This window comes from Amycolatopsis bullii, assembly GCF_014654205.1.
GTDB lineage: Bacteria > Actinomycetota > Actinomycetes > Mycobacteriales > Pseudonocardiaceae > Amycolatopsis > Amycolatopsis plumensis.
Window position 1 is genome coordinate 64,195 of the sequence record NZ_BNAW01000031.1, and the last position, 11,971, is coordinate 76,165.

The following is an 11,971-nucleotide window of genomic DNA, read 5'->3' on the forward strand; positions in this document are numbered from 1 at the left end:
CCCGTTTTCCACGCTACCGGAGGGCACCGACAGTTCCGGGCTCCTCGCCGGTGGGCCGCTACTCGACCGCGCCGTTCTCGGTCAGCAGCGTCTGGTACCAGCTGTCGTACGGATGGTTGGTCGCCGGGTAGTTCGCCGGGGGCGTGGTGGCCTGGCTCGCCGAGTCGAAGTCCCAGCCGCGGACCAGCTTGCCCGCCTGCCGGGCCGAGGTGATGAACGCCGACTCCGTCGCGGGCGCGCCGTAGAACAGCGCGCCCTGCTGCAGTTCCGCGCTGTCGCCCTTCTGGTACTCGTCGAACGCGACCTGGCGGTAGCGGATCCGGTCGCCGGCGACCCGGTCGGTGTCGGCGCGCAGCGTCTGCGCCGAGGTCGGGCCGTCCGCGCCGGTCCACACCGACACCGCGCGGCCGGCGCTGGCCGCCGTCGCCTTCGCGAACCGCGCGTCGGAGGTCTTGGCGTTGCCGGTCCACGCCACCGTCGTGCCCGTCAGCACGCCGTCCCAGTTCCAGTTCTGGTTGCTGCTCTGGCTCTTGTGGATCTCCCGCAGGTGCGTCGCGTCGGTGAAGGCGACGGTCGGCAGGACGCCGTTGTCGTACTGGTGGCTCGCCTGCCAGGTGAGCTCGCCGTCCGGGCCGAGCCGGCCGACGCGGTACCAGAGCGTGGTCGCGCTCTGCGACTGGTGCACCTCGACGAGGTCGCCGTTGTCGTTGAGCGCGACGGCCGGCGTCTGCCCGCTGTCGTACCGGCCGTGCCGCAGCCAGGTGACCCGCCCGTCGGCGCCGTAGGTCCCGGTCCAGTACCAGAGCGCGCCCGCCCCGGAGTCGTGCACCTCGACGACCTGGCCGCGGCCGTTGAGCGCGACCGCCGGGTGGTAGCCGACGTCGCGCTTGTACTCGGTGCGGGAGCCGCCGTCGCCGGACAGCAGCGGCAGCACGCGCCCGCGCAGCGCGTCGACGTCCGGCTGCGCCGCGGGGTAGTCCTGCGCGCGCAGCAGCCGCGGGCCGAACACCGACTCGAGCTCCTGGTTGAGCGCGGTCAGGTTGCCCGCCGCGAACGAGGTGTTGTCGGTCAGGTCGTCCTTGAGGTCGAGCATGACGACGATCGGCGCGGCGGCCGGGTGCTGCGCCGACCAGGTGTTCACCACGGCCAGCCAGTCCCGGAGGTTGTTCGACGCCGGGTTGCCGCCGCTGTGGTCCACGAGGTTGCCGGGGGAATCGTGCCCGACGGCGTAGTCGTGCGAGGTGGCGTAGCCGTTGTCGTGCACGTCGAGTTCCAGGAAGCGAACGCCGTGGTCGAGCTGGTGGACCAGGGAATTCTTGGTGCCGTCGACGTTGCCCGAGTAGCTGTTGTGGGTCGCGCGGAACACCGTCGCGGTGAACGGCGGGCTCGCGGCGTGGGCCGTGGCGGGGGTCAGCAGGGCGGTGGTGGTGATCGCGGCGGCGGCGAGTGCGGGCAGAACGCGCATCCCGGAGATCCTCACGTCGGGGACAGGGCGCGGCCCATCCTGGCGCCCGGGCGGTTGCGCTGTCTCGAATTCCGGGTGAATGGTGGCCGGTAACCTCACGGCATGGCGGCAGCACACGTGATCGTGACGTCCACGACGGACTCGGAAGCGGCGGCGCGGGAGCTCGCCGCGCAGGCGGTGGAAGCGCGGCTGGGTGCCTGCGCCCAGATCGTCGGCCCGATCACCAGCGTCTACCGGTGGGAGGATGCCGTGCGGACGGATCAGGAGTGGCGGGTCGAGATCAAGACCACCGCCGAGCGGGTTCCCGCGCTCACCGAACGCCTCCGGCAGCTGCACGGCTACGACCTGCCGGAGATCATCGCCACCCCGATCGAAGGCGGCAGCGCCGAATACCTGGCGTGGCTGAGCGAGGAGACCGCTCGCTAGATTCGGCGCATGGACCACGATGGACTCAGACAGCGTTTCGCGACGCTGACCACCGCCCACCTCGCCGACGCCTGCATCCGCGCCGGGCTCCCGGTGCGCTGCGCGCCGGCGCCGACGCGCGCGGTGGTGCCGGGCAGCCGCCTGTTCGGCCCGGCCGTCCCGGCCCGGCACGTCGGGAGCGTCGACGTCTTCCTCGAAGCGTTCGAAAACGCGCCCGGCGGTGGTGTGCTGGTGGTCGACAACGGCGGCCGGCTCGACGAAAGCTGCGTCGGCGACCTCGTGGTCCTCGAGGCGCGCGCCGCCGGGCTCTCCGGGGTGGTGATCTGGGGCCTGCACCGCGACACCGCCGACATCCGCGCCATCGGGCTGCCGGTGTTCAGCCTCGGCTCGCTGCCCACCGGCCCGCTCAGCCTCGGGCCGCGCGTCGACGGCGGGCTGGCCGAGGCGATCGTCGGGACGTGGCGGATCGGGCCGTCGGACCTCGTGCTGGGCGACGACGACGGCGTCCTCTTCGTCCCGCTCGCCCGCGCGGGTGAATTGTTCACCCTCGCCGAAGGAATCCGGGACACCGAGCGCCGCCAGGCCGACCGGATCCGCGGCGGCGAACCGTTGCGCGAGCAGCTGCGGTTCGGTGAATTCCTTGCGGCGCGGGAAACGAATCCGTCCTTGACTTTCCGCTCTTATCTCCGGTCCGTGGGCGGCGCTATCGAAGAATGACCACGAAAGTGTGATCGACCGCCGAATCGGGTATTCCGGGCCTGCAGCGGGTGTGGGAGGCGGAACCATGAACACGCTCATCGGCTTCGGCAGGGACATCGAATACCACTTCGCCCGGGGCTTGCGGGCCTACCTGGCCCGGGTGGCCCGTGCGGTCGGCGTCGGCTTCGAATCGTGTTCGCTCGACCTCGACGTGCCCGCGTCCGGGTACGTCGCCCTCGACCGCACGCTCCCGGGCCTGCCGGGGCACGACCTGGCCCTGATCTGGGACGAGGTGCACGGCTGGTCGGCGGTCGTCGAGCCCGCGGGCGGCGGCGCGGTGAAGCTGCTCGCCTACCTCGGCGGCCCGGAAGTCCTGCCGTCGCCGCGCGCGGTCGCCCGGTTCCTCGAGGTGCTGCGGGTCGCCGGGCCGCCCGCCGGCTCGTTCCGGCCGCCGGTGTTCCGGGCGGCCGGCCACCACGAGGACCTCGTCGACTGGCTGCCGGTGACCGGTCCCGAAGGACTGCTGCGGCCGAGTTCCCCGGCCTGGTGACCGCTGGGCGCCTAGGATGGGCGGGCCACCACCACCGGAGCGAGGGAACACCGTGAGCAGCGCCGATGAGCCTCGTCCCGTGCGTGTTCTGCTCGTGGAGGACCACGACATGGTCGCCGAGGCGCTGCAGCAGGCCCTCGACCGCGCCGACGGGATCACCGTGGTCGGCCGGGCCCGGTCCCGCGCGGAGGCGCTGGCCGACGTGCTCGAGCACGCCCCGGACGTCGTGGTGCTGGACCGGCGGCTCGGCGACGGCGACGCCCTTGGCGTCGTCGCCCAGCTCGGTTCGGGCGGGGCGCGGGTGCTGGTGCTGACCGGCGACGCGACGCCCGCGGTCGCCGTGCAGGTCGCCAAGGCGGGCGGCGCGGGCCTGCTGCTGAAGTCCGCGCAGCTCGGCGTGCTCGAAGCCGCCGTGCGGGACGTGGCCGCCGGTGGCGTGGTCTTCGACCCGGAGCTGCTGCCCGGGGTCCTCGACCGGCTCACCGGGCGGGGCCCCGGAACCGGCGCGGCGCTGACCGCCCGGGAACGCGAAACCCTCGACCTGCTCGCCGAAGGCGCGACCACGGAGGAAATCGGCCGCCGGCTGGGCGTGTCCCGCAACACGACCCGCAACCACGTGCAGCGCGTGCTGGAGAAGCTCGGCGCGCGGTCGAAGCTCGAAGCCGTCGCGGTGGCCCGCCGGGAGGGCCTCATCGGCTGATGCACCTGCACCAGCCGGGTGGGGGCTTTTGCATCTCGCGCCGCCGAGCGCTCTTCGAGCAGGCTTGCGGAGTGAACATCCCTGTCCCGCTGACCGCGGAGTGCGTGCTGACCGACCTGGCCGGCGGCCTGGCCGCCGCGCGCCGGTTCACCCGGCTCGCCCTGCTGGCCTGGACCGACGGGGCCGCCATCGACGACGCCCTGCTGATCGTCACCGAACTGGCGACGAACGCCTTGCGCCACGGCGGCGGTGACCCGGTCCTGCGGCTGAGCGTCGACGGCGCGGACGTCCGCATCGAGGTCTTCGACGACAGCCCGGCGCCCCCGGTGCGGCGCCCGGCGGGGCCCGACGGCGGCTGGGGCCTCGCCCTCGTCGACCGCCTGGCCTCGGTGCGGGGGACCGAGCGCCACGGCCCCGGGAAGGTGGTCTGGTGCCTCCTGCCCGCCTCGTCCGCCGAGCTCGCGGGCTGAGCGGGTCCGTGGCCGTGCCGGGCCGGGGGCGATCCGGCAGAGTTGCCGCATGGACGACGACCGGTTCCGGCTGCTGGTGCAGGGCGTGCTCGACTACGGGATCTTCATGCTCGACACCGAGGGCCGGATCGCGACCTGGAACGCAGGGGCGCAGCGGATCAAGGGGTACGCGGCGGAGGAGATCATCGGGCAGCACTTCTCGGTGTTCTATCCGACCGAGGACGTGGCGGCGGGGAAGCCGGCGCGGGAGCTGGAGATCGCGGTTGCCGAGGGGCGGCTGGAGGACGAGGGGTGGCGGCTGCGCAAGGACGGCACCCGGTTCTGGGCGAACGTGGTGATCACGGCGTTGTACGACGAGCAGGGGCGGTTGCAGGGGTTCGGGAAGGTCACCCGGGACATGACCGAACGCCGCAACGCCGAGCTGGCGCTGCGGGAGAGCGAAGAACGGTTCCGCCTGCTGGTGCAGGGCGTGCTGGACTACGCGATCTTCATGCTGGACACCGGCGGGCACATTTCGAGCTGGAACGCGGGCGCGCAGCGGATCAAGGGGTACGCGGCGGAGGAGATCATCGGGCAGCACTTCTCGGTGTTCTACCCGGCCGAGGACGTGGCGGCGGGGAAGCCGGCGCGGGAGCTGGAGATCGCGGTTGCCGAGGGGCGGCTGGAGGACGAGGGGTGGCGGCTGCGCAAGGACGGCACCCGGTTCTGGGCGAACGTGGTGATCACGGCGTTGTACGACGAGCAGGGGCGGTTGCACGGGTTCGGGAAGGTCACCCGGGACATGACCGAACGCCGCAACGCCGAGCAGGCGCTGCGCGAGCGCCGCCGGCTGGTCGGGCACCTCGTCGAGGCCCAGGAGGTGGAGCGGCGCCGGATCGCCTGGGACGTGCACGACGAGTCGATCCAGTCCATGGTGGCCGTCGGCATGCGCCTGCAGCTGCTGGCCTCGCGGCTGCCGGAACCGCACGCGAGCGCGGTCGGCAGCCTCGACGAATCGGTCGCCGCCGCGATCGCCCGGCTGCGCGGCCTGGTCTCCCGGCTGCGGCCACCGGAACTCGACCGGCACGGCCTGGTGGAGGCCGTCTCGGCCTACACCGACGACGTCGCGGGCCGCTGGGGGCTGGCGCACGAGGTGCGCGACGAGCTCACCGCCGAGCCGTCGCCCGAAGCGGCGATCACCGTGTACCGGATCTGCCAGGAGGCGCTCAGCAACGTCCACAAGCACGCGCGCGCCACCCGGGTCGGTGTCACGCTGTCCACAGTGGACAACGGCACCCTGGTGCGGATCACCGACGACGGCGTCGGCACGGCCGGGGGCGACGCCGGCGCCGGGCACTTCGGGCTGGTCGAGATGCACGAACGCGCCGAAGCGGCGCACGGCTGGCTCTCGGTGGACAGCACGCCCGGCGAAGGCACCGTCGTCGAGTTCTGGCTGCCCCTGCTGCCCGACGCGACGGAGCTCGAACCGTGACCGAGCTGAGCGTGCTGATCTCCGACGACGACGTGATGATCCGCGACGTGCTGAAGGAGGTCCTGGAATCCGAGGACGGCATCGCCGTGGTCGCGGTGGCCGGTGACGCCGACGAGGCGATCCGGCTCGCCGAGCGGCACCGGCCCGCGGTGGCCGTGCTCGACGTCCGGATGCCCGGTGGCGGCGGGGCGCGGGCGGCCCGCGAGATCGCCCGGCGCAGCCCGGGCACCGCCATCCTGGCCTTCTCCGCCTACGCCGACCGGTCCTCGATCGCCGGGCTCGCCGCGGCCGGTGTCACCGAGTACCTGGTGAAGGGCGCGCCGAACACGGCGATCGTCGAAGCCGTCCGGCGGCTGGGCCGTCAGGCGGCCGGGTGAGCGGTCACGGGACCGGCCGGACGTTCGCGACGCAGTCGAAGTCGGTCGGCAGCAGGGTGAACAGCCGCCGCACCGCACGGGACCGCCCGGCGTCCACGGTGAGGCGGGCTCCGGCCGAGTCGGCGAGCAGCTGGGCGCGCAGCAGCGAGTTCAACCCGGCGACGGAGAAGAACGTGACCCCGGCGAGGTCGATGACGAGCTCGGCCAGCTCGCCGCGGACGCGGTCCTGCAGGACTTCGTCGAGGCGGCGGGCGGTGCTCAGGTCGACTTCGCCGGTCACCTCGACGAGCAGCGTGCCGGCGCCGCGGGAGCGCACGCGCAGGGACATGTGGCCCCCGGCGGTCAGCCAGTCGGTGTCGGCGAGCCGGTGGTCGGCCGAGCGTGGTTCCGGAACCATCGCGGCACCCTTTCGTCGGGCAGCGGGAGCGGACCGGACGTGTTCGGGACGGGGATGCCGCACGTGGGGCAGCCTGCCGGCCCGGGCGCGGAACGTCCGGCAGCGGCTGACGGCTCAACCGTGAGCCTTCAGCATAGTGCATCTGCACTAGACGGGCCATCGGGTGTAACCGGATGGTGAGCGAACCGGTGGACAATGGACAGCCCGGACGGGAAGGAGGCGGCATGCCGACCACGGTCGTCAACCTGAAGGGGCACCGGGACGACCCGGACTACGCCGACGTCGTCTACGTCGGGCGGCCCATGCACCGCGGTGGCTGGCACCTCGAGGGGTCGAAGCTGGCCAGCCCGTTCCGGCCCGGTCCGGACGGCACCCGCGAGGAAGTCGTGACCCGGTACCGCGAGTACCTGCTGTCCCGGCCGGACCTCCTGGACCTGCTGCCCGGGCTGCGCGGCCGGCGGCTCGGGTGCTGGTGCGTCCCCGAACCCTGCCACGCCCAGGTGATCGCCGAGCTCGCGGATAACGGGCCGTAACAGAACGGACCCCCTGCGCGAGTACCCTGACACGAGGGGGGTGATCGAGGGTGCAAGCGCGGCGACTCGGCGCATTCGACCAGGCCGAACTGCCCGCGGCTCACCGGGTCCGGTGGTGGCTGGCGGCGGTGGCGGCGGGCCTCGTCGCGGCCGGCTTCGCGATCGTGCCCTACCTGCCGTTCTTCCAGTCCTGGACGTTCGTGCGGGACCCGAAGGTCGCCACCGTGATCACCTGGACCGTGCTGCAGACGTCCGTGGTGCTCGTCTCGGCCGTCCTCACGCTGTACTTCGTCGGCAAGGCCCGGCTGGAAGCCGCCGCCTACCGCGCCAACCAGATCGACATCCGGGTGTTCGCCGACGAACGGCCCGAAGGCAGCCACGACCGCGAGGTCGACTCCGCCGTCGAGCTGACCGCCACCTTCAAGCGGTTCCTCAACGACTCCCGCCTCTACACCCCGACGCCGGTCCCGGGCGCCGGCAGCTCGTACGACTTCCTCCAGATCGTCGAACACGCCGGCGACGCCGCCGAAGGCTGGTGGAAGGCGGTCACCAAGGTGATCCGGCTGGCCCAGCCGCCCGCCGCGTTCACCGTCACCGGCACCGTCCGGCCCGGCAACACCCCCGGCCGCCACCAGCTCATCCTGGAACTCGTGCGCGTGCCGCGCTTCGCCGCGAGCCCGCTGGTGATCGAGGACGCGAACTGGCCGCGCGTGCTGCACCGCGCGGCGAACGCGGTGGCCGCGCTGGTCATCCCGCGCAGCGCCTACGTCCGCTCGAACATCCACTGGGCCGCCTGGCGCGGCGCGAAGATCCCGTACGAGCTCTTCGACGCCTACCAGCGCGCCAACCACTTCATCGCCTACCGCCGCTACGACGAGGCCCTCGCCGAGTACTACCGCGCGGTCAGCCTCGACCCGGCCAACGTCTACATCAGACTCGAGATCGCCGCCCTGCAGGAACAGCTCGACCTGCACCTCGACGCGCTCGCCACCTACGACGACGTGATCACCGTCTGCAGCCGGGGACACCCGCGGCTGGCCCGCTGGTGGATCGGCCCCGACTTCGCCCGCCAACCCCGCCACGCCGGCCGCGGCCGCGACGTCGCGCTGCTCATCGCCCGCTACCGGCACGCGCTCGTCCTCGGCCACGGCGACTCCGTGGCCGGGTCCTGGTGGGTGCGGCGCACCACCGCCGGCGCGCCCGGCGACGCGCGGGCCCAGCGCCGCGCCGAGCTGCGGGCGGCGATCGAGCTGCGGTTCCGCCGGTACGTCGACCTCGACGTCCGGACGCGCCCGTATGCGATCCCGCGGGAGAAGCGCCTGGAACTGCACCGGCGGGTGCTGCGCGTGGCGGTCGAGGAGCTCGTGGTCGGCGAGGCGACCCCGGCGCAGCTGGCCGAGTACAACCAGCGGGCCGCGGAGATGCGGTCGTACTTCGCCGCGCTCTCGCAGTACGAGATCGAGCGGCTCATCGAGGACTACCGCCGGTTCGGCCGCCGCTGGCGCCGCAGCTGGAAGCAGCTGACGAACCGCGCCCTGGACCTGTCGCTGGTCTGGTCGGTGGTGCGGCGCGCGATGGCGGACGTCGAACCGGTCACCGGCGCGGTGCCCGAACCCCAGCCCGCCTACCCCGGCAGCCGCGTCCGGCTGGCCGACGTCTGCCCGGACCGCCGCTGGCCGCCGGACCCGGGCGCGCTCGACGCCACCGTCGAGGCCGCCGGGCCCCGCCGGTCGTGGGAAGAGTGCTACAACGCGGCGAGCGTGTACGCGGTGGCGATGCTCGAAGTCGGCCCGCGTGGCGAGCGCGACCTGCGCGACCGCGCGCGCAACCCGCGTCTGCTCGGTGAATCACGGGACGAAGTGGCCCGCCGCGCGGTCCGCGAGCTGTACCACGCGGCGACGATCAGCCACAGCGGACGGCTGCCCGAGCGCCGCTCCTGGGTGATGGGGGAGGACCCGGACCTCGCGGCCCTGCGCGGCCATGAGCTGTTCCGCGTCTTCGAGATGGTGACGTTCTCACCGGACCGCGCGGCACCGCTGCGGCCGCAGCGTGCCCACGTCTGGGAACAGGTCGGCTACGTCCGGCAGCTCGTCGCCGAGATCGCGGGCTGCCGGGCGCACTTCTGGCGCGCCCGCGCGCTCGACGAAGGCCCGTCCCCGGACGGCCGCACCCTCGACCGCTGGCGCGCGGCCGACCGCGACGCCTGGCGGAAACTGGCGAACCTGGCGGCCGGGAAACAGGACTGGTACACGCGCTACCAGGCGATCAGCGCGTTCCGCGAGTGGGCGGCCGAGTCCGGCTACCCCGGTTCGATCTCCGGTTTCCCGCTGTACTGCGAGGAAAGCCTGCACGCCCAGCTGCGCGGGGCAGCGGGCCCGCGCGCGAAGACGAACCTGGACGCGAACATCGTCGTCCGCGAGTACGTCCGGCTGTGCGACCGCCGCCTGGACCACCTGATGGCCGACATCGCCGAGCTCACCGAGCAGTCCACGATCGACGACTTCGCCGGCTGCGCCGAACTGTGGGCGGCGCTGTGCTCGTGGTTCGACGACGACATCGCCGACGGCTCGTCGGCCGACGAGCGCCGTGAGCGGTTCCGCAAGCTCGCCCGGCCTTAGCCCGGCCGCGTGTACCGGTGTTTCACCCCGGCCGGGAAGTACTCGGGGTCGCCCGCCGGGCGCAGCACGACGTCCGGCAGCTGCCGCTCCGCCGGGACGTAGTGCGCGAACTCGCTGTTGAGCCTCAGCAGCTGTTCGCGGACCGCCTCGGCGATCCGGCCGGCGTCGGCGGCCGCGCCCGGGGCCGTTTCGACCGTGATGCGCAGCCGTCGGTCGCGGTCGGCGTCCTCGACCGACTCGATGACGAACTTGCCCGTCACCGTGTCGCTGATGCCGGGCTGTTCCAGGCCCACGGTCACGTTCTCCGGGTAGACGTTCGCGCCGAAGAACGACACCGTGAACAGCGAGCGGCCGAACACGTAGACGAACGGCAGGTCCGGGCCCGGTGGCGGGGTGAAGCCGTGCCGGGCGCAGTAGGCGAGCAACTCGGCGTGCGGGAGGAGCCCGCCGTCGTCGGCGATGTGGTAGCGGATGAGCGGGATGCCGCCGTCGGCCGTGAAGAGCAGCGTGCCGTCCTGCGCCTCGAAGAAACGGCTCGCCGGGTCGTACTGCACCAGCGTCGGCAGCCGCGCGTCGCCGAAGACCTCGCGGGCCAGGTCCGGGCGGCCGGCGAAGAACCGGCGGATGCCGGCCGAAAGCGGGGTTTCGGTGCCGAGGACGCCCGCGTCGGCCGTGCCGTACAGCGACGCGATGTCGCGGACCGGGTCGGCGATCCCGGCCCGCTGCGCCACCAGTTCGCGCCACTGCTCGCTGAACACCTCGCCGGCGAGCACGAGCTTGAGCGCGTACGCGGGCCAGTCGACGCCCTCGGCCAGGCCGGTGTCGACGACGTCCTTGACGAACGGCGGGTAGCCCAGCAGCACCACCTGGTCGAAGTGCGGCGCGAGCTCGGGGAGCACGCGCAGGATCTCGGCCTTGGTGTTGCCCGGCGCGACGACGGTGATCGGGCACCCCTTGGCGGCGAGGTGGCGCACGCACGCGGTGGTGAACAGGCCGCCCACCCAGGTGCCGAGCGGGAAGCAGACGACGGCGAGGGTGCTCCGCTCCCCGGCGTCGAAGGCGTCCACCAGCACCTGCTCGAAGCGCCGGGCGACGTGCAGTTCGTCTTCGAGCGCCCGTGGCCAGACGGTCGGGTGGCCGCTGGACCCGGAGGAGACGGCGATCATGTCGAGCCCGTCGAACGTGCCGCCGCGGCACAGCTCGGGCAACGGGTACTTCCGGTGGTAACCGGCCTTGTCCGTCAGCGGCAGCTTCCGGAAGTCCGCCATGGTCTCGACGGTCTGCGGGTCGATCCCGTGCTCCCGCAGGAACTTCCGGTAGGCGGGCACGGTTTCCGCGGTGCGGTGGAACAGGTCGAGGACGTGGTCTTCCGCCGGTGGTTCCGCGGGGCCGAAGAAGGTGTCGAGCGCCTGCCGCACGCGGGTCTGCCGGCCGAGGTCCATGATCGGAGCATAGCGGCGGCCGCGTGTCATGATGGGCGCCGTGAGCACCTCCGCCCAGGAGCACCCCGCCGGCGCGCCGTTGACCCTGTACCTGGTCAAACGGCTCGAGCTGGTGATCAGGGCGCTGCTCGACGACGCCCTGCGGCCGCTCGGGCTCACCACGCTGCAGTACACGGCGCTGAGCGTGCTCGAGGCGAGTGGCGCGCTGTCTTCGGCGCAGCTGGCCCGGCGGTCGTTCCTGCGGCCGCAGACCATGCACGAAATGGTGCTGACGCTGGAAAAGCGCGGCCTGATCGCGCGCACCCCGAAGGCGGGCAACAAGCGCGTCCTGCTGGCCGGTCTCACGGACGCGGGACGCGCGCTGCTGGCCGGCTGCGCGCCGGCGGTCGCGGAGCTGGAAAACGCGCTCCTGGCCGACCTGAGCCCGGGCCAGCGCGCGACGTTCCGCGAGGGGCTGCAGCACGGCGTCACGGCCCTCGGCGCCCTTTCCGGTCAGCGGCGGGCCCAGGAAGCCTGATTTCGGCGGACGCAGCCGCGAGCGGGCACCTGGTCCATCGACCTCACCCGACTGGAGTCTCGCGTGGGGGGCGCCGAGGCCGAACGACTAGGCCGGACGAGTGGAAGCGCCGGGCGGTCCGTAGCAGGGGTGTGACCGGCACCGTTGGAGGGTAAGTCCCAGGCCAGTTCTCACCGTGGAGGTTCGCCGACGTGACCGGGGCTCGCGAGGTGGGCGGCGCGTCCGTCGCCGCCCGCAGGCTGCTGGTGCTGGCGGGCGCAGTGGCGGGTTTCTGGTTGCTGACCTGGCTGACGTCCGCCACCGCCG

The 11,971-nt window shown here is 72.9% G+C and carries 13 protein-coding genes; 10 read left to right on the plus strand and 3 right to left on the minus strand.

Annotated elements, in window-relative coordinates; all coding sequences use genetic code 11:
* Window positions 1–58 precede the first annotated feature (58 nt).
* Window positions 59–1,465 (minus strand): hypothetical protein, encoded by a 1,407-nt coding sequence (locus IE317_RS28935; RefSeq protein ID WP_191314509.1) that lies wholly within the window; start codon window positions 1,463–1,465, stop codon window positions 59–61.
* A gap of 102 nt (window positions 1,466–1,567) precedes the next feature.
* Here IE317_RS28935 and cutA point away from each other — a divergent pair, with 102 nt between their 5' ends.
* From cutA to IE317_RS28970, 7 genes are all read left to right on the plus strand, one after another.
* Window positions 1,568–1,891: a divalent-cation tolerance protein CutA gene (gene cutA / locus IE317_RS28940; RefSeq protein ID WP_191314510.1), complete on the plus strand. Its 324-nt coding sequence runs from the start codon at window positions 1,568–1,570 to the stop codon at window positions 1,889–1,891.
* 9 nt (window positions 1,892–1,900) lie between these two features.
* Window positions 1,901–2,608, plus strand: a complete 708-nt coding sequence (locus tag IE317_RS28945; protein WP_191314511.1) for an RraA family protein — start codon at window positions 1,901–1,903, stop codon at window positions 2,606–2,608.
* Window positions 2,609–2,675: 67 nt separating this feature from the next.
* A complete protein-coding gene (locus tag IE317_RS28950) occupies window positions 2,676–3,140 on the plus strand; it encodes a DUF6292 family protein (protein WP_191314512.1) in 465 nt (154 codons plus the stop codon).
* A 52-nt stretch (window positions 3,141–3,192) separates the two neighbouring features.
* On the plus strand, window positions 3,193–3,840 hold the full coding sequence (locus tag IE317_RS28955) for a response regulator transcription factor (protein ID WP_191314513.1): 648 nt from the start codon (window positions 3,193–3,195) through the stop codon (window positions 3,838–3,840).
* Between the two features lie 71 nt (window positions 3,841–3,911).
* Window positions 3,912–4,310: an ATP-binding protein gene (locus IE317_RS28960; RefSeq protein ID WP_229902974.1), complete on the plus strand. Its 399-nt coding sequence runs from the start codon at window positions 3,912–3,914 to the stop codon at window positions 4,308–4,310.
* A gap of 49 nt (window positions 4,311–4,359) precedes the next feature.
* On the plus strand, window positions 4,360–5,781 hold the full coding sequence (locus tag IE317_RS28965; RefSeq protein WP_191314515.1) for a PAS domain-containing sensor histidine kinase: 1,422 nt from the start codon (window positions 4,360–4,362) through the stop codon (window positions 5,779–5,781).
* On the plus strand, window positions 5,778–6,158 hold the full coding sequence (locus IE317_RS28970) for a response regulator (RefSeq protein WP_191314516.1): 381 nt from the start codon (window positions 5,778–5,780) through the stop codon (window positions 6,156–6,158). Before IE317_RS28965 ends, IE317_RS28970 begins: the two co-directional genes overlap by 4 nt.
* A gap of 4 nt (window positions 6,159–6,162) precedes the next feature.
* Here the strand turns inward: IE317_RS28970 and IE317_RS28975 are convergent, their stop codons facing one another.
* Window positions 6,163–6,555 (minus strand): STAS domain-containing protein, encoded by a 393-nt coding sequence (locus IE317_RS28975; protein ID WP_191314517.1) that lies wholly within the window; start codon window positions 6,553–6,555, stop codon window positions 6,163–6,165.
* 224 nt (window positions 6,556–6,779) lie between these two features.
* Between IE317_RS28975 and IE317_RS28980 the strand changes: the two genes are divergently transcribed.
* On the plus strand, window positions 6,780–7,088 hold the full coding sequence (locus IE317_RS28980) for a DUF4326 domain-containing protein (protein ID WP_191314518.1): 309 nt from the start codon (window positions 6,780–6,782) through the stop codon (window positions 7,086–7,088).
* Between the two features lie 50 nt (window positions 7,089–7,138).
* Window positions 7,139–9,706: a hypothetical protein gene (locus IE317_RS28985; protein ID WP_191314519.1), complete on the plus strand. Its 2,568-nt coding sequence runs from the start codon at window positions 7,139–7,141 to the stop codon at window positions 9,704–9,706.
* On the opposite strand, the gene IE317_RS28990 is transcribed toward IE317_RS28985, so the two are convergent.
* Window positions 9,703–11,148 carry a phenylacetate--CoA ligase family protein gene (locus tag IE317_RS28990; protein WP_229902975.1) on the minus strand — a complete coding sequence of 482 codons (1,446 nt, stop codon included), beginning with the start codon at window positions 11,146–11,148 and terminating at the stop codon, window positions 9,703–9,705. The two genes, IE317_RS28985 and IE317_RS28990, sit on opposite strands and share 4 nt — an antisense overlap.
* A 28-nt stretch (window positions 11,149–11,176) precedes the next feature.
* Between IE317_RS28990 and IE317_RS28995 the strand changes: the two genes are divergently transcribed.
* Window positions 11,177–11,665: a MarR family winged helix-turn-helix transcriptional regulator gene (locus IE317_RS28995; RefSeq protein ID WP_191314521.1), complete on the plus strand. Its 489-nt coding sequence runs from the start codon at window positions 11,177–11,179 to the stop codon at window positions 11,663–11,665.
* Window positions 11,666–11,971: the final 306 nt, after the last annotated feature.